At 66.9% G+C, this 15,550-nt stretch carries 15 protein-coding genes; 10 read left to right on the forward strand and 5 right to left on the reverse strand.

Annotated elements, in window-relative coordinates; genetic code table 11:
* The first annotated feature begins 200 nt into the window (after positions 1-200).
* Together ftsZ and lpxC are read left to right on the forward strand one after the other, a co-directional pair.
* Complete coding sequence (gene ftsZ, locus HDC96_RS15360) at positions 201-1,433, forward strand: cell division protein FtsZ (RefSeq protein WP_176990394.1); 1,233 nt, start codon at positions 201-203, stop codon at positions 1,431-1,433.
* A 216-nt stretch (positions 1,434-1,649) separates the two neighbouring features.
* Positions 1,650-2,561, forward strand: coding sequence for a UDP-3-O-acyl-N-acetylglucosamine deacetylase (gene lpxC, locus HDC96_RS15365; RefSeq protein WP_179460764.1), 912 nt, complete (start codon positions 1,650-1,652; stop codon positions 2,559-2,561).
* Between the two features lie 296 nt (positions 2,562-2,857).
* Here the strand turns inward: lpxC and HDC96_RS15370 are convergent, their stop codons facing one another.
* Positions 2,858-3,298, reverse strand: coding sequence for a DUF721 domain-containing protein (locus HDC96_RS15370; protein WP_179460765.1), 441 nt, complete (start codon positions 3,296-3,298; stop codon positions 2,858-2,860).
* 12 nt (positions 3,299-3,310) lie between these two features.
* On the opposite strand from HDC96_RS15370, the gene HDC96_RS15375 reads away from it, so the two are divergent.
* The 3 genes from HDC96_RS15375 (at position 3,311) to HDC96_RS15385 (ending at position 8,323) form a co-directional block, all read left to right on the forward strand.
* The gene (locus tag HDC96_RS15375) at positions 3,311-4,261 is read left to right on the forward strand and encodes a M23 family metallopeptidase (RefSeq protein ID WP_019182479.1); all 951 of its coding nucleotides are present in this window, start codon (positions 3,311-3,313) and stop codon (positions 4,259-4,261) included.
* A gap of 168 nt (positions 4,262-4,429) precedes the next feature.
* Positions 4,430-7,162: a preprotein translocase subunit SecA gene (gene secA / locus HDC96_RS15380; RefSeq protein ID WP_179460766.1), complete on the forward strand. Its 2,733-nt coding sequence runs from the start codon at positions 4,430-4,432 to the stop codon at positions 7,160-7,162.
* A 201-nt stretch (positions 7,163-7,363) separates the two neighbouring features.
* Complete coding sequence (locus tag HDC96_RS15385; protein ID WP_179460767.1) at positions 7,364-8,323, forward strand: Nudix family hydrolase; 960 nt, start codon at positions 7,364-7,366, stop codon at positions 8,321-8,323.
* Here the strand turns inward: HDC96_RS15385 and HDC96_RS15390 are convergent.
* Both HDC96_RS15390 and metF read right to left on the reverse strand, forming a co-directional pair.
* The gene (locus HDC96_RS15390) at positions 8,313-8,879 is read right to left on the reverse strand and encodes a hypothetical protein (RefSeq protein ID WP_179460768.1); all 567 of its coding nucleotides are present in this window, start codon (positions 8,877-8,879) and stop codon (positions 8,313-8,315) included. The genes HDC96_RS15385 and HDC96_RS15390 overlap by 11 nt on opposite strands.
* Before the next feature lie 50 nt (positions 8,880-8,929).
* A complete protein-coding gene (gene metF, locus HDC96_RS15395; RefSeq protein ID WP_179460769.1) occupies positions 8,930-9,757 on the reverse strand; it encodes a methylenetetrahydrofolate reductase [NAD(P)H] in 828 nt (275 codons plus the stop codon).
* A 125-nt stretch (positions 9,758-9,882) separates the two neighbouring features.
* Here metF and HDC96_RS15400 point away from each other — a divergent pair, with 125 nt between their 5' ends.
* The 5 genes from HDC96_RS15400 to HDC96_RS15420 all read left to right on the forward strand — a co-directional run bounded on the left by HDC96_RS15400 (position 9,883) and on the right by HDC96_RS15420 (position 14,255).
* Positions 9,883-10,773 carry a TIGR01777 family oxidoreductase gene (locus tag HDC96_RS15400; RefSeq protein ID WP_179460770.1) on the forward strand — a complete coding sequence of 297 codons (891 nt, stop codon included), beginning with the start codon at positions 9,883-9,885 and terminating at the stop codon, positions 10,771-10,773.
* A 121-nt stretch (positions 10,774-10,894) separates the two neighbouring features.
* A complete protein-coding gene (locus HDC96_RS15405; protein ID WP_179460771.1) occupies positions 10,895-11,815 on the forward strand; it encodes an alpha/beta hydrolase in 921 nt (306 codons plus the stop codon).
* A 20-nt stretch (positions 11,816-11,835) separates the two neighbouring features.
* Positions 11,836-12,906 (forward strand): histidine kinase, encoded by a 1,071-nt coding sequence (locus HDC96_RS15410; protein ID WP_179460772.1) that lies wholly within the window; start codon positions 11,836-11,838, stop codon positions 12,904-12,906.
* On the forward strand, positions 12,903-13,643 hold the full coding sequence (locus HDC96_RS15415) for a LytTR family DNA-binding domain-containing protein (protein ID WP_179460773.1): 741 nt from the start codon (positions 12,903-12,905) through the stop codon (positions 13,641-13,643). Before HDC96_RS15410 ends, HDC96_RS15415 begins: the two co-directional genes overlap by 4 nt.
* A gap of 54 nt (positions 13,644-13,697) precedes the next feature.
* Entirely contained in the window at positions 13,698-14,255 is a 558-nt protein-coding gene (locus tag HDC96_RS15420) for a DUF3228 family protein (protein WP_179460774.1), read from the forward strand.
* Between the two features lie 202 nt (positions 14,256-14,457).
* Here HDC96_RS15420 and HDC96_RS15425 read toward each other — a convergent pair whose 3' ends face one another.
* Positions 14,458-14,973 (reverse strand): hypothetical protein, encoded by a 516-nt coding sequence (locus HDC96_RS15425; protein WP_179460775.1) that lies wholly within the window; start codon positions 14,971-14,973, stop codon positions 14,458-14,460.
* A complete protein-coding gene (gene ybaK / locus HDC96_RS15430; protein ID WP_179460776.1) occupies positions 14,973-15,446 on the reverse strand; it encodes a Cys-tRNA(Pro) deacylase in 474 nt (157 codons plus the stop codon). The genes HDC96_RS15425 and ybaK overlap by 1 nt, the downstream gene beginning before the upstream one ends.
* Positions 15,447-15,550 lie beyond the last annotated feature (104 nt).

Below are 15,550 nucleotides of genomic sequence, written 5' to 3' on the forward strand. Positions count from 1 at the left end.
CACGCAACACCGGCACCAACTCGCAACACGATGCAGCACCACCGGCCCCCGGGTCGTTCATTGAAGCAGGCAACACTGCCGCGGTTGGCTCTATCCGGCCCGGCATACCAACTACAACTCGCCGGCACGACGGTGGGGAGGACAGGAGAAGGATTCTCCGAAGCCCCGTCCCGCGTAAACGGCAACAAGAGGACACGGACATGGCGCATTTCGAACTGATTGAAAAGATGGCACCCAATGCGGTGATCAAGGTGATCGGCGTGGGCGGCGGCGGCGGCAACGCCGTGGCGCACATGGTCAGCACCAGTGTGGACGGCGTGGAATTCATCACCGCCAACACCGACTCGCAGGCCATCAAGAACTGCGGTGCCAAGCTGCAGCTGCAGCTGGGTACCAACGTTACCAAGGGCCTGGGCGCAGGCGCGAACCCGGAAGTGGGCCGCCAGGCCGCGCTGGAAGACCGTGAGCGCATCATGGACGCCCTGCAGGGTGCGGACATGGTCTTCATCACCGCCGGCATGGGCGGCGGCACCGGGACCGGCGCCGCCCCGGTCGTGGCACAGCTGGCCAAGGAGATGGGCATCCTGACCGTCGCCGTGGTCACCAAGCCGTTCCCGTTCGAAGGCCGTCGCCGCATGCAGGTCGCGCTGAAGGGCATCGAAGAGCTGAGCCAGCATTGCGACTCGCTGATCACCATCCCGAACGAAAAGCTGATCACCGTGCTGGGCCGCAACGCCACCATGATCCAGGCCTTCCGTGCCGCCAACGACGTCCTCCAGGGCGCCGTTCAGGGCATCGCCGACCTGATCGTGCGTCCGGGCCTGATCAACGTCGACTTCGCCGACGTCCGCACCGTCATGTCCGAAATGGGCCTGGCGATGATGGGCACCGGCACCGCGCGTGGCGATGACCGCGCCCAGGCCGCGGCCGAAGCCGCCATCCAGAACCCGCTGCTGGACGACGTGAACCTGGCCGGTGCCAACGGCATCCTGGTCAACATCACCGCCGGCGCCGACTTCACGATGGCCGAGTTCGACGAGATCGGCCGCACCATCGACGGCTTCGCTTCCGAAGATGCCACCGTGGTCGTGGGTACCGTGCTGGATCCGGACATGCAGGACGAAGTCCGCGTGACCGTGGTCGCCACCGGCCTGAACCGTGCGGTCACCGCCAAGACCCAGCGTCCGGGCGAGCGCGCGCCGATCAAGCTGGTCCGCAACGCCACCACCGGCCAGCCGGAGTTCGGCGAGTTCGACAACGGCGGCGATGCGGTCTCCAAGGCCGTCGGCGGGATGGGCATGGGCATGGGACTGCGTCGTCCCAGCGCCGACACCGTGGCGCCGACCGCCCCAAGCGCGTCGGGTCCGGCCGCTGCTGAACTGCCCAACGATTACCTGGACATCCCGGCGTTCCTGCGCCGCCAGGCGGACTGAGCCACGCGTGCCGGGGCCTTGTCCTCCCCGGTGAGCGCCTCCATGTCCCATGCTGCCGGGCCAGGATCGGCCCGGCAGTCTGACCGCCGTCGTGCATCACGCACGTCCGGGCAGTGCTGTCGACGCACCACGGTTCACGGAAGGGACAGCGGTAGTGCGTGTTATTCTTGTTTGTCACAGCCGCGCTGACCGCGCGCTTTCTGGTCCTGCCCCCCGATGACTCCGCAACGCACCCTCAAGAACACGATCCGCGCCACCGGCGTTGGCCTTCACAGCGGTGACAAGGTCTACATGACCCTGCGCCCGGCCCCGGTCAACCATGGCATCGTGTTCCGTCGCGTCGATCTGGACCCGGTGGTGGAAGTGCCCGCACGCGCGGACCTGGTCACCGAAGTCACGCTGTGCACCGGCCTGACCTATCACGAGGCCAAGATCCAGACCGTCGAACACCTGATGTCGGCCCTGGCCGGCCTGGGTGTGGACAACATCATCGTGGAGCTGTCCTCGGCCGAGCTGCCGATCATGGACGGTTCCTCCGGCCCGTTCGTGTTCCTGCTGCAGTCGGCGGGCATTGCCGAACAGGACGCGCCGAAACGTTTCCTGCGCATTCTCAAGACGGTGGAAGTCACCGAGGGCGACAAGGTCGCCCGCTTCGAGCCGTACGAAGGCTACAAGCTCGGTTTCACCATCCAGTTCAACCACCCGATGATCCCGGCCAAGCAGTCGCGGGCGGAAATTGAGTTCTCGACCCTGGCCTACACCAAGGAAATCTCGCGCGCCCGGACCTTCGGTTTCATGCGGGACCTGGAATACATGCGCGAGCGCAACCTGGGCCTGGGCGGTTCGATGGACAACGCCATCGTGCTCGACGAGTTCCGGGTGCTCAATGACGACGGCCTGCGCTACGCCGATGAGTTCGTGCGCCACAAGATCCTCGACGCGATCGGCGATCTGTACCTGGCCGGCGGCCAGGTGCTGGGCGCCTACGAAGGCTTCAAGTCGGGTCATGCGCTCAACAACAAGCTGGTGCGTGCCCTGCTGGCCGATGCCAGCGCCTGGGAGTGGGTCAGCTACGCGTCTCCGGCCGCTGCGTCGCCGGTGGTCTACGGCCTGCCTGCATACGCCTGAGCGCGGTTTCGCCGCAACCCATTGATTTGAAACAAAACAAAACGGCGCCCAAGGCGCCGTTTCTGTTTCCAGCGGTAACAACGGGCTGAAAGCGGCGTGATCTTGACGTCAATGAACCGTAGGGGTGCACAGCGCACAGATTTGTGAACCTGATCAAGGTTCTTGCCAGATTTAACGTTAATTTAATAAAACACTAACGACTGGAGGCGGTTCGGCCGCTACAGTGCAGACCGGCTCCCAGCCAAAGTTCACGTGATCGTGACGCGGCCGGGAAGGGGCGGGATGCCCCGATGGCTTCACGGTTTGGAGGAATCCACATCGCGCAGACAAGCCAACGCGTCGCGTAGCCCTTTGTGCGTGGCGGCTGAAACAGCGTGGGGGCCATTCCTGTTGTCGATCGCTGGGGAGCGTGGGGGAGGGGCAGATGCTGTTTTGACGGTCACCTTGGTGACCTTCAGCCCGATGGACCGGGCCGCGTCGATCAACTGTGCTTCGGCAAGCCGGACCTTGGCGTGCCACACGGGAGATTCGACGAGAAAAACGAGGTGCTCGCCGTTTACATTCGCCAGCCGGCAACGGGTGGCCAGTGCAGGCGGCAAATGGGGGCGCAATTGACGGTCCAGCGCGTCGAGCCACAGGGCACGACGCAGCGGGTTACCGGCTTTGTCCGCCATGACCGCATCCAGCGCCGGCTTCGGCGTGGATGGGGAACGGGCACTGGATTTCGGCTCAGACATGAAAACTCACTGATGGCATTCAAAAAGATCGTAATCAAAACGCGTGAAGGACAGGCCAAGACGCCGCTGGCGCGTTTGCGTTTCTACTTCGAAGATTCCCCCCGTGCCCTGCTGGGCAGTGTGCTGGGGGTGGGCTGCCTGATCGGCTTCGGTGCCGGTATCGGTGGCAGCATGTTCAACGATTCCCGGCTCCACGCCAAGGTCGCACAGCAGGAACGCGAACTGGCGCAGGCCCAGAAGGACGCTCAGACCCAGGTCAACGCGCTGGCTGCGCGGATGGGCGAGCTGCAGGCGCAGGCCACCCGTCTCAATGCCCTGGGCGAACGACTCACCCAGATGGGCAAACTGGAGGACGGCGAATTCGACTTCAACGAGACCCCCGGCCTCGGTGAAGGCGAACCCGGGCCGACCCAGGACATCCCGGTCAGCGCGGTCAACGCCGACTTACAGGTGCTGGAGCAGCGCTTCGCTGCTTCAGGCCGCCAGCTGTCGGTGATGGAATCGCTGATGTTCGACCACCAGCTCGAACAGAACGCGGTGCCCTCGCGCATGCCGATCCGCAATACCTACATCACCTCCAACTTCGGCACCCGCAGCGATCCGTTCGGTCGCGGTGCGGCCACCCACAAGGGCATGGATTTCCACGCCAAGGTCGGTGACCCGGTGATGTCGGTGGCCGACGGCGTGGTCAGCTTCGCCGGCGTGAAGGGCGGCTACGGCAACGTGGTCGATGTGGACCATGGCAACGGCTATGTGACCCGCTATGCGCACAATTCGCGCCTGGTGGTGAAGCCGGGCGACCTGGTCCGGGCCGGCCAGGAAGTGGCCAAGGCCGGTTCCACGGGCCGTTCCACCGGTGCCCACGTGCACTTCGAGGTCTGGGAACGCGGCCAGGTGGTCAATCCGCGCAAGTTCCTCGGTGATGGCGGCAACACCCCGGTCGGCCGCGTTTCGCGGGGCTGATCACGGTAACGAACTTGAACGGGGGTGCTTGAAACGCCGGACCCCCGTCCCAAGCTACAATGGGTGTTGCCATAGACAGGGCGCAGTGCGCCCTGTTTCGTTTGCGGCGTGCGCATCCCCCGGGGAAAGCGCCGCCGTTGGGGCGTCTCATTCCAACCGGTTCCTTCAATGATCAACAGCCTGCTTACCCGCGTCTTCGGCAGTCGTAATGAACGACAGCTGCGCCAGCTCAACCGCATCGTCGCCAAGATCAATGCGTTGGAGCCGGAAATCGAAAAGCTCTCCGACGAGCAGCTCAAGGCCAAGACCCCGGAGTTCAAGCAGCGCATCGCTGACGGTGAGGCCCTGGACAAGGTGCTGCCCGAAGCGTTCGCGGTCTGCCGTGAAGCCAGCCGCCGCGTGCTGGGCATGCGCCATTACGACGTCCAGCTGATCGGCGGCATGGTCCTGCACCTGGGCAAGATCGCCGAGATGCGCACCGGTGAAGGCAAGACCCTGGTCGCCACGCTGCCGGTGTACCTCAATGCGCTGGAAGGCAAGGGCGTCCACGTGGTCACCGTGAACGACTACCTGGCCCGCCGTGACTCGGCGCAGATGGGCAAGCTCTACAACTGGCTGGGCATGAGCGTGGGCGTGGTCTACCCGGGCATGCCGCACGGTGACAAGCGCGAGGCCTATGCCAGCGACATCACCTACGGCACCAACAACGAATTCGGCTTCGATTACCTGCGCGACAACATGGCGCTGTCCCGTGCGGACCGCTACCAGCGCGGCCTGCACTACGCGATCGTCGATGAAGTCGACTCGATCCTGATCGATGAAGCCCGTACCCCGCTGATCATTTCCGGCCCGGCCGATGATTCCCCGGAGCTGTACATCCGCGTCAACCGCGTCGTTCCGCACCTGATCAAGCAGGAGGCCGAGGAAGGCGAGGGCGATTTCTGGGTCGACGAGAAGGGCAAGCAGGTCCATCTGTCCGAAGCGGGCATGGAGCATGCCGAGGCGCTGCTGGTCGAAGCCGGCATCCTCAATGCCGAGACCGAAGGCCTGTACGCCGCGCAGAACCTGACCGTGGTGCATCACCTCAATGCCGCCCTGCGCGCGCATGCCATCTACCAGCGCGACGTGGATTACATCGTGCGCGATGGCGAAGTGGTGATCGTCGATGAATTCACCGGCCGTACCCTGGCCGGCCGCCGCTGGTCCGATGGCCTGCACCAGGCGGTGGAAGCGAAGGAGGGCGTGCCGGTCCAGCGCGAGAACCAGACCCTGGCGAGCATCACCTTCCAGAACCTGTTCCGCATGTACAAGAAGCTGTCCGGCATGACCGGTACGGCCGATACGGAAGCCTACGAATTCCAGAGCATCTACAACCTGGAAGTGGTGGTGATCCCGACCAACCGCCCGACCATCCGCAAGGACGGTTCGGACCAGGTGTTCCTCAACCGCAACGGCAAGTTCAACGCGGTGCTGGCCGATATCCGGGCCTGCAACGAGCGTGGCCAGCCGGTGCTGGTGGGCACGACCTCGATCGAGACCTCGGAGATGCTGTCCGAGCATCTGCGCAAGGCCGGTGTGCACCACGAAGTGCTCAACGCCAAGCAGCATGACCGCGAAGCAACCATCATCGCCAACGCCGGCATGCCGGGCGCGGTGACCATCGCCACCAACATGGCCGGCCGTGGTACCGACATCGTGCTGGGTGGTTCGCTGGAAGCGCAGCTGCATGAGCTGGGCGAAGACGCGACGCCGGAACAGCGTGCCCAGGTCAAGGCCGAGTGGCAGGTCCGCCATGATGCCGTCAAGGCGGCCGGTGGTCTGCACATCGTCGGTACCGAGCGCCATGAATCGCGTCGTATCGACAACCAGCTGCGTGGCCGTTCGGGCCGCCAGGGCGATCCGGGTTCGTCCCGCTTCTACCTGTCGCTGGAAGACAACCTGATGCGCATCTTCGCCTCGGACTGGGTCCAGAAGGCGATGCGCATGATGGGCATGAAGGAAGACGACGTCATCGAGGATCGCCTGGTCAGCCGGCAGATCGAGAAGGCGCAGCGTAAGGTCGAGGCGCACAACTTCGACATCCGCAAGAACCTGCTGGACTTCGACGACGTCAACAACGATCAGCGCAAGGTGATCTACAGCCAGCGCGATGAGCTGCTGGATGCGGAGTCGGTGAAGGACAACGTGGATGGCATCCGCGGCGACGTGATCTTCGACGTGGTGGCGCGTTTCGTGCCGCCGAACTCGATCGACGAGCAGTGGGACCTGCAGGGCCTGGAAGCGACTCTGGCGTCGGACTTCGGCATCGACATGTCGCTGACCGAGCTGGTCAAGTCGCACGAGGAGCTGGATGCCGAGGGCATCGCCGGGAAGGTGCAGGCCAAGGTCGACGAGCATTTCGCGGCGAAGGAAGCCGGCGTGGGCGACGAGACCATGCGCGCGCTGGAGAAGCACGTGATGCTGACCGTGCTGGACCAGAGCTGGAAGGAGCACCTGGCGCGCATGGATTACCTGCGCCAGGGCATCTACCTGCGTGGTTACGCGCAGAAGCAGCCGAAGCAGGAATACAAGAAGGAAGCGTTCGAGCTGTTCTCGGAGATGCTGGAGAACGTGAAGCGCGAAGTGGTGACGTTGCTGGCGCGCGTGCGCATCCGCAGCGAAGAGGAAGTGGCGGCGCTGGAGCAGGCCGAGCGCCAGCAGGCGGAGGCGCGTCTGCTGCAGTCGCAGTTCCAGCACCAGGACGCCGGCAGCTACAGTGCGGACGAAGAGGCGGCACAGGTGGAGGCGGCGCAGAATGGCGTGCCGCAGGTCACCCGCGACGAGCCGAAGGTCGGCCGCAACGATCCGTGCCCGTGCGGCAGCGGCAAGAAGTACAAGCACTGCCATGGTCAGCTGAGCTGATCGGCTGATTGGCTGATTGGCTGATTGGATGTGCTGAAGAAGCCCCGCCTTGTGCGGGGCTTTTTTTGGCCTGCCGGTCGCTGCGGGGCCCTTGCGCTCGCGGCAGCCGCCAGCGGAGACACCATCACGATCTACATCGCGCCTGGACGACCAACCGAAGGGGCATTGCGTCACGTGCCCCGGTTTGGGCATCCTCGGGGTATGTCATCTCCCCTTCGTTCGATCCATGTCGTGGCCGGCGTCATCACCGACGCCCGCGGCCGCATCCTGCTCAACCGTCGTACCGAGAACCGCGATATGGCCGGCCTGTGGGAGTTCCCGGGTGGCAAGCGGGAGCCCGGCGAGACCTCCGAGGAGGCGCTGGTGAGGGAGCTGCGCGAGGAGCTGGGGATCGAGGCCGAGGTCGGCGAGTGGATCATGGACGTGCCGCAGATCTATCCGGACAAGCGGCTGCGCCTGGAGGTGCGTCGCATCCAAGGGTGGAAGGGCTCGCCGCGTGGCCGGGAGGGGCAGGCGATCACCTGGGTGGCGCCGGACAAGCTGCACCGGTATTCGATGCCGCCGGCGGACCTGCCGGTGGTCGCGGCGCTCCGGCAGCCGGACCGGTATCTGATCACGCCGGAGCCGGAGGGTGAGGAGGACAGCGTCCACCAGGCCTGGCTGGGGCGCTTGGCGCAGGCGCTGGAAAGTGGCGTGCGCCGGGTACAGCTGCGCACGCCGTCCAGCCCGGCGCGGGTGGCGCTGGCCGAGCGCGTGATCCAGCAGCATGGACCGCGCACCCAGTGGCTGCTGAACCGGGACATCGACCTGGCCGGACGGCTGGGCGTCGGGGTGCATCTGGGCAGTGAGCAACTGCTGTCGCTGGATGCGCGGCCGCTGCCGGCGGGTCAGCTGGTGGCGGCGTCCTGCCACGATCTGGCGCAGCTGCAGGCGGCGCAGCGGCTGGGCTGTGATTTCGCGGTGTTGGGGCCGGTACAGGCGACGGCCAGCCACCCGGACGCCACGCCGCTGGGCTGGGAGGCCTTCGAGGCGCTGCGCGAGCAGGTGTCGCTGCCGCTGTACGCGCTGGGCGGACTGGCCCCGGGTGATATCGGCGAGGCGCGCCGGCATGGCGCGCAGGGCATCGCGGCGATCCGGTCGCTGTGGCCGGCTACAGCGTGATCCAGAAGCAGCCGTACTGACGGCGCAGGCCGAACACGGTGCGGGCCGGGGTGGCCGTGCTGCCGAGGGTCTGTTCGATGCGCAGGCCGATCGGGCGGGGGCGCGAGGGGGCCTCGACAGGGCCTGCAGCGGCGAGCGCCGGGTCCACCATCACAGGCGCGCTTTCCGGGTAGACCGGCGCGATGTCGATCAGCGGGCGCTGCACCACGGATTCCAGCCGCCCGATGATCTGGTTCGCGGTGGCGTTGGAGACGTTGCTCCAGAGGTAGATCGAGGACAGCCGGTTGACGTCCCGGGCGCTGACCGCGTCGCGGATCTGCCCGGTCAGTTCACTGAGCCGGCGCGCGCAGCCGGCGCGGTAGATGCCGGTGTTGCCCACGCTGGCCGTGCGCGCGGGAAGCCGCGAGGTCGCGCCCAGGGCATCGCAGCGGCGGTCGGTGAAGACGGTGTCGCCCTGCGCGTTGGTGCAGCGGTTCACGCGCTGCGGCGCCTGCGCCTGCGCAGGCGGCGAGGGCAGGCACAGCGCACACAGCAGGGGCCACACGAACGGTTTCATCGCAGCAGCGTAGCGGCGCACGCGTTATCTGCAAGCGATGCGTCGCAGGCTCAGCTGCGCAGGAGTTTCAGCACCTGGGTGGTCGGCTTGGCCAGGTTGAGGGTGTAGAAGTGCAGGCCCGGCGCGCCGCCGGCGACCAGCCGTTCGCACAGGCTGGCCACCACCTCGGCACCGAACGCGCGGACCGATTCGGCATCATCGCCATAGGCCTGCATGCGCTTGCCGATCCAGCGCGGGATTTCCGCGCCGCACTGCTCGGAGAAGCGCCGCAGCTGGCTGAAATTGGAGATCGGCATGATGCCCGGCACAATCGGCACGGTGACGCCCAGCTTGCGCACCGCATCGACGAAGTGGAAGTAGGCGTCGGCATTGAAGAAGTACTGGGTGATCGCCGCATCGGCGCCGGCGTCGATCTTGGTCTTGAAGTGCTTCAGGTCCAGCAGCGCATCGTTGGCCTGCGGGTGGGTCTCCGGATACGCGCCCACTTCGATCCGGAACGCATCGCCGTGCTCGGCGCGGATGAAGCTGATCAGTTCGGAGGCATAGCGCAGGTCGCCGGGATGGCCCATGCCGGAGGGCAGGTCACCGCGCAGGGCGACGATGCGGCGGCACCCGATCGCGCGGTACAGCTTGAGCAGTTCGCGGATCTCTTCGCGGCTGCCACCGACGCAGGACAGGTGCGGAGCCGCATCGAAGCCATGATGCTGCTTGAGGTGACGGACGGTCTCGGAGGTGTAGCTGAGCGTCGAGCCGCCGGCACCGAACGTACAGGACACATATTCCGGCGCGAACACCTTGAGCCTGGCCGCGGTCCGGTCCAGCTGGGCACGCTGCTCGTCGGTCTTGGGCGGATAGAACTCGAAGCTGATGGCGGTCATGGGCGGGGCGCGTCGGCGGGTGTGGGTGAATCATATCTCTTCATCGCGATGAATGTGAAGTGCGTGGCATGTCGTCTGCACATGCCGCCGGGTACAGTGACGGTGAACTTCAACGGAGCACGGCCATGCAGATTCTCGTCACCGGTGGCACCGGGTTCATCGGACGCCGCCTGTGCACGCGTCTGCTGGCCGATGGCCATGACCCGATCGTCCTGACCCGCCGCCCCGGCCATCACCCACAGCCGGGCGTACGCCGCGTTGCGGCGCTGGAGGAGGTCGGCCCGGTCCAGGCCGTGGTCAATCTGGCGGGCGAGCCATTGATGGACGGCCGCTGGACCGATGCGCGCAAGCAGGCGCTGCGGGAGTCCCGGATCGGCACCACGCAGGCGCTGCTGGCGTGGATGGCCGCGCTGCCCGAGCGCCCCAGGGTGCTGGTGTCCGGCTCGGCGATCGGCTGGTACGGTCCGCGTGACAGCGCGCCGCTGGACGAGACCGCCTCGCCCGGGCATGACTTCGCGGCGATGCTGTGCCGGCAGTGGGAAGCCGAGGCGCTCAAGGCCGAGGATCTGGGCGTGCGCACCTGCGTGCTGCGGACCGGGATCGTGCTCGAACGCGAGGGCGGCGCACTGCAGAAGATGCTGCCACCGTTCCGGATGGGGCTCGGCGGGCCGATGGGCGATGGGCGGCAGTGGATGAGCTGGATCCATCGCGAGGACCTGGTCGGGATGATCCTGTGGCTGCTGACCCGCGATCAGGCGCGCGGCGCCTACAACGGCACCGCGCCCGGCACGGTCACCAACCGGACCTTCGCCACCACGCTGGGCGAGGTGCTGCATCGTCCTGCCCGGCTGACCACGCCGGCGTTCGCGCTGAAACTGGGCTTCGGTGAAATGGCCGGGTTGCTGCTGACCGGACAGAACGTGCAGCCGGTGCACGCCTTGGCCGAGGGCTTCGCGTTCCAGTATCCGACGCTGCCGGAGGCGCTGCAGGCAATCGTGGGCGCGCCGGAACGCTGAGGCGCGGCTATTCGTCCGCCTCTCTCGACCGCTCATCGCCTGTCCGCCGCCGCTGCTCATGTAATTGCCCCCGCCGCCTCGACCCGCGCCAGTCTCCCTGCTCACCCAGCAGGAGCCTGCCATGTCGACCATCCGCCACCGCCGTATCCATTCCGTCGCGCCTCTGGCCGCGCTTGCCCTCACCGCATGGGCCACGCTGCTCAGCCCGGCCCACGCGGCGACCGAGCGCTTCCAGGATCTGCAGGTCGAGGTGATTGGCAGCGGCCAGCCGGTGCTGATGATTCCCGGTCTCAACAGCGGTGCCGGGGTCTGGCGCGAGACCTGCATCGCGCTGCAGCCGCAGGTGCAATGCCATCTGATCCAGCTCCCGGGCTTTGCCGGTGCGCCCGCCGTGGCCAGCGATGATTTCCTGAGCGCCATGCGTGACCGCCTGCTGGCCTACAGCGCGGACCGCAGGCTCGATCATCCGGCCGTGATCGGCCACAGTCTCGGTGGTGTGCTGGCGTTGCAGATGGCGATCGCGGCGCCACGGCAGATCGGGCCACTGGTGATTGTCGATGCGTTGCCGTACTTCGGCGCGGTCCATAATCCGGCGGCAACGCCGGCCACGCTCACGCCGATGGCCGAGCAGATGCGGGCCGGCATGCTCGCCGCCGACGCCAGGCAGTACGCGGCACAGACCGACGCGGCGGTCGCCAACATGGCGCACGCCTCCGGGCATGTGGCGACCTTGAAGCAGTGGGGGCGCGACAGTGACCGCGCCACCACCGCCAACGCGATGTATTCGATGACGATGACCGACCTGCGCGAGCCGATCGCCGGCATCACCACGCCGGTGCTGGTGCTGGGCGCGTGGGCGGCCTATCAGCCGTTCGGTGCGACCGAAGCCAGCACGCGGCAGGTGTTTACGACCCAGTACGCCGCGCTGCCCGGCGTGCGGATCGAGATGAGCCGCGCCGGCTACCACTTCCTGATGTGGGATGATCCGCGCTGGCTGCAGACGCAGATCCGGGACTTCCTTGATCTGCCTGCAGCGCCCTGACCGGTAGCGGCGTGGAAAGAATGAGCGAGAAGCGGACAGCACGCGATACCAGTTTCTGGTGGCGCAACAGCGCGTTCTGGTTGGCCTACCTTGGCGTGAGCCTGCTGCTCGGGTTCACCTACGGAGGGCACTGGTCCGGCATCGTCCTGATCTCTGTGATGGTGTCGCTTTCCCTGTGGGCGGGCAGCGCGTTCATCCGCGGCTGGGCGCTGCGGGATGACTGGTTGCAGCGCGATCTGCTTGGATTGACGTGGCGGCTGCTGCTCGCGGTGGTGATCGTGGCGGCGGCTGCCCAAGTGCTTACCGCCGCCGCGTTGTTGCCCGCGCTGGCCTGGGACTGGGTGCAACTGCCGGGACAGCGCGCGAACTATCGCCCGGCCGCTGTCTTCGGCTACTGGTTCAATACCGCCATCGTGCTGGGCGTGTGGTGCGCGCTGTGGACCGGCCGCCGCGCGTTGCAGCGTGCGCGGCACAGCGAGATGGCGCAGCTGCGCGCCGAAGCGCAGCGGGCGACGCTGGAGCACCAGGCGCTGCGTGCGCGGCTCAATCCCCACTTCGTGTTCAATGCGCTCAACAACCTGCGTGCGCTGATCAACGAAGATCCGGCACGGGCACGCGACATGGTCACCCATCTGTCCAGCACGCTGCGCCACGCCCTTGTGCATACCGACGGCGGCTGGGTCACCCTGGCCGAGGAGTGGCGCGTGGTGCAGGACTACCTGGCGGTGGAGGCGATCCACTACGAAGACCGCCTGCGGGTGCACACCGACATCGAGCCGGCGGCGCTGTCCGCGCGGCTGCCCCCGATGGCGCTGCAGTTGCTGGTGGAGAACGCGATCAAGCACGGCATCGCGGTCCATCCCGGCGGTGGAGAGCTGCATCTCCGCGCGCACCTCGAGGGCGACCGGCTGCGGGTGGAGGTGGACAATCCCGTCGCGCACGACGCCAGTAGCGAAGGCCACGGCATCGGGCTGGCGTATCTGCGCGCGCAGATCGGCATCGACGCGACGCCATCACCCTCCAGTCGGGGCACGTTCCTGCTGGAGCATCAGGGAGATCGCATGCTGGCCCGGTTGGAGGTGTCGCAATGAACGCACCACTGCGCGTGTTGATTGTGGATGACGCGCGGCTGGCGCGCCGCGAGCTGCGCACCCTGCTGGCGGCGATCCCGTGGGTGGAGTGTGTCGGCGAGGCCGACGACGTGCCCGCGGCACGCGAGGCGATCCTGCGCGAGCAGCCCGACCTGGTCCTGCTCGATGTGCAGATGCCTTCGGGCGAAGGCTTCGACGTGCTCGACGGACTGGAAACGGTGCCGATGGTGGTGTTCGTCACGGCCTACGACCAGTACGCGGTGCGCGCCTTCGAAACCAACGCACTCGACTACCTGGTCAAGCCGGTGGAAGCAGGCCGCCTGCAGGCGGCGCTGGAACGCGGTCGGGAGCGCCTCCCGGCGCCGGCCGCTCCCGCTGCGACGGACAGTGTTCGCGATGCGCTGGGCGCCGACGATCAGGTGTTCCTGCGCGATGGCGAACGTTGCTGGTTCGTGGCGCTCGGCGAGATCCGCAAGGTTGTGGTCGACGGCAACTACGCACGGCTGTGGTTCCGCGACCAGAACGCGGTGCTGGCGCGCAGTCTCAGTACGCTGGAGGCACGGCTGTCGCCGGCGCTGTTCTTCCGCGCCAACCGCAATACCCTGGTCAATCTGCGACGCGTGCGGGCGATCGAGCCATCCCTGGGCGATGGCTACGACCTGACCCTGGATGACGGCAGCCAAGTCGAGGTCTCGCGGCGGCAGGCGCGCGAGCTGCGTGAGCGGCTGGCGCTGTAGGGCACGCGCCGCACGGGTTACCCTGTGCGGGATTTCCATCGCCTGACCGTGCCCATGTCCATCGTCCTCACTGCGTTTGCCCGTCCCCGCCTGTTCCCGCGTGTCCCGCGCGGCAACACCCTCCAGGACTGCAGTGCCGAGCAGTTCGAACAGCACCTCAACACGCACGCGCCGTTGAAGGTGCTCGATGGCTATGCGCCGTTCTGCAAGCTGCATGTGTATGAGAACTGGACCTCCACGCGCTGCCTGACCGTGCCGATCACCGAGGCCAACCGCCACCAGCTGCGCAGCGGGTATGAAGCGCGCAACCGCGACGAGCTGCCAGTGCTGGTGCGCTGGTTCGAAGGCGTGGAATCGCCGCGTGCGAACTATCTGGTCGTCATCCTGTACAGCGCCGGGCAGTTGGCCAAGGAAGGCTCGCCCATCGACGCGGACTGGGGCATCGTCGGCTGCATCTACACCGCCGAACCGGAAGAAGTGCCGATGGCGCCGATCACCATGATGCGCAATGCGCTGGGCGTGGAAGAGGGCGGCTCGGGCGTGCCGCTGGATCGCGAGGCGTATCAGCGCGCGATGACGTTCTGGGACCGCAACGCCAACTGGCGCCCCTGAGCGCCCAGGCCCGCTGCCCGCCTCCCCTGTAGGGCCACCCCATGGGTGGCTGTACGCGGACCGGGGCGAAACGCAGCCACGCATGGCGTGGCTCTACAGGTCTATGAAGCGTCCAGCTGGATGCCCATGCGCTGGAGCATCGCGGCGAATGCGGCCACATCCTCCGGCGGAGACGCCGGGGCGATGTGCAGCGGCGATGAAATCACGCATGCGTTGGGGTTCCCTCCACGGTGGGACGCGCCAGTTTCCACTCCCACCACGGGTAGTGATACTCGCGGTCGGTGGCCAGCCAGTGCGTTGCGCAGTCCACGCAGGTGACCGAATGCGCCTCGCCCCAGCCGTCCTCGGCTTCGCCCACGGCATCGATGACCACGTGCCCGCGCGTGGCCTCGCGACGCGGATCGAAGAACGGGTAGTGTGGGTAAAGCACACACAGGCAGCCGGCCCGGTCCCGCCAGAAGCGCAGCCGGCGCAGGGCGAACTGCAGGTGGTGGTTGTTGGCGAACAGGGCGCCACCCAGCGCGATGTGCGCGGTGGCGCGATCGATTCGTTCGATCCACGGCACCAGCGCGTCCAGTTCGGCCGGATCACGGAGCTGGGCGATGGCGCAGGCTGCGCTGTAGATGCGGTCAGGCTCTGACGACAGCAGCGCCTGCAGGTGCTGCGCGCCAGGTCCCTCGGTGGGGACGGATGGGTCACGGTTGAAAGGCCAGCGCATCACCGGGCCTTGCCGATGGCGGCGTAGCATCCGCCGGTGAGCTGCAGCAGATCGGCCGGTGCCAGCGCCACCTCCAACCCACGCCGCCCGGCGCTGACATGCAGCACTGGCAGCGCCCTTGCGCTGGCATCGAGGAAGGTGCGGTGCCTCTTCTTCTGCCCCAATGGGCTGATGCCCCCGACCAGGTAGCCGGTAGCGCGTTGTGCCGCCTCGGCGGTGGCCATCCCGCACTTCCGGGAGCCGGCCGCTGCGGCGAGTGCCTTGAGGTCCAGGGTGCCGCTCACCGGCACGATCGCCACCAGAAGCTCGTGCGTCTCGGTGCTTGCCAGCAGCGTCTTGAACACCTGCCCCGGATCCAGCCCGAGCTGCTGCACTGCCTCGCCACCGTAGGATTCGGCGGCGGCGTCATGGTGATAGGACAGCACGCTGTGCGCGATGCCGGACTGCTTCAATAGATTGATGGCGGGGGTCATGGCGGCATCGTAGCGTGGGGTACGGCGTGTCGGCTTGACCCAGGCTATCGGAGCAGCCGTACCGACCAACGGTCGGTACCTACCGCGTTCTGCGTACCGACCAA

It is taken from the genome of Stenotrophomonas sp. JAI102, from assembly GCF_013409105.1.
Lineage (GTDB): Bacteria > Pseudomonadota > Gammaproteobacteria > Xanthomonadales > Xanthomonadaceae > Stenotrophomonas > Stenotrophomonas maltophilia_AA.

What these genes read in the sequence shown, in the direction of transcription:
- ftsZ (WP_176990394.1), top strand. Translation starts at nt 201, where the DNA reads ATGGCGCATTTCGAACTGATTGAAAAGATGGCACCCAATGCGGTGATC.
- lpxC (WP_179460764.1), top strand. Translation starts at nt 1,650, where the DNA reads ATGACTCCGCAACGCACCCTCAAGAACACGATCCGCGCCACCGGCGTT.
- HDC96_RS15370 (WP_179460765.1), bottom strand. Translation starts at nt 3,298, where the DNA reads ATGTCTGAGCCGAAATCCAGTGCCCGTTCCCCATCCACGCCGAAGCCG.
- HDC96_RS15375 (WP_019182479.1), top strand. Translation starts at nt 3,311, where the DNA reads ATGGCATTCAAAAAGATCGTAATCAAAACGCGTGAAGGACAGGCCAAG.
- secA (WP_179460766.1), top strand. Translation starts at nt 4,430, where the DNA reads ATGATCAACAGCCTGCTTACCCGCGTCTTCGGCAGTCGTAATGAACGA.
- HDC96_RS15385 (WP_179460767.1), top strand. Translation starts at nt 7,364, where the DNA reads ATGTCATCTCCCCTTCGTTCGATCCATGTCGTGGCCGGCGTCATCACC.
- HDC96_RS15390 (WP_179460768.1), bottom strand. Translation starts at nt 8,879, where the DNA reads ATGAAACCGTTCGTGTGGCCCCTGCTGTGTGCGCTGTGCCTGCCCTCG.
- metF (WP_179460769.1), bottom strand. Translation starts at nt 9,757, where the DNA reads ATGACCGCCATCAGCTTCGAGTTCTATCCGCCCAAGACCGACGAGCAG.
- HDC96_RS15400 (WP_179460770.1), top strand. Translation starts at nt 9,883, where the DNA reads ATGCAGATTCTCGTCACCGGTGGCACCGGGTTCATCGGACGCCGCCTG.
- HDC96_RS15405 (WP_179460771.1), top strand. Translation starts at nt 10,895, where the DNA reads ATGTCGACCATCCGCCACCGCCGTATCCATTCCGTCGCGCCTCTGGCC.
- HDC96_RS15410 (WP_179460772.1), top strand. Translation starts at nt 11,836, where the DNA reads ATGAGCGAGAAGCGGACAGCACGCGATACCAGTTTCTGGTGGCGCAAC.
- HDC96_RS15415 (WP_179460773.1), top strand. Translation starts at nt 12,903, where the DNA reads ATGAACGCACCACTGCGCGTGTTGATTGTGGATGACGCGCGGCTGGCG.
- HDC96_RS15420 (WP_179460774.1), top strand. Translation starts at nt 13,698, where the DNA reads ATGTCCATCGTCCTCACTGCGTTTGCCCGTCCCCGCCTGTTCCCGCGT.
- HDC96_RS15425 (WP_179460775.1), bottom strand. Translation starts at nt 14,973, where the DNA reads ATGCGCTGGCCTTTCAACCGTGACCCATCCGTCCCCACCGAGGGACCT.
- ybaK (WP_179460776.1), bottom strand. Translation starts at nt 15,446, where the DNA reads ATGACCCCCGCCATCAATCTATTGAAGCAGTCCGGCATCGCGCACAGC.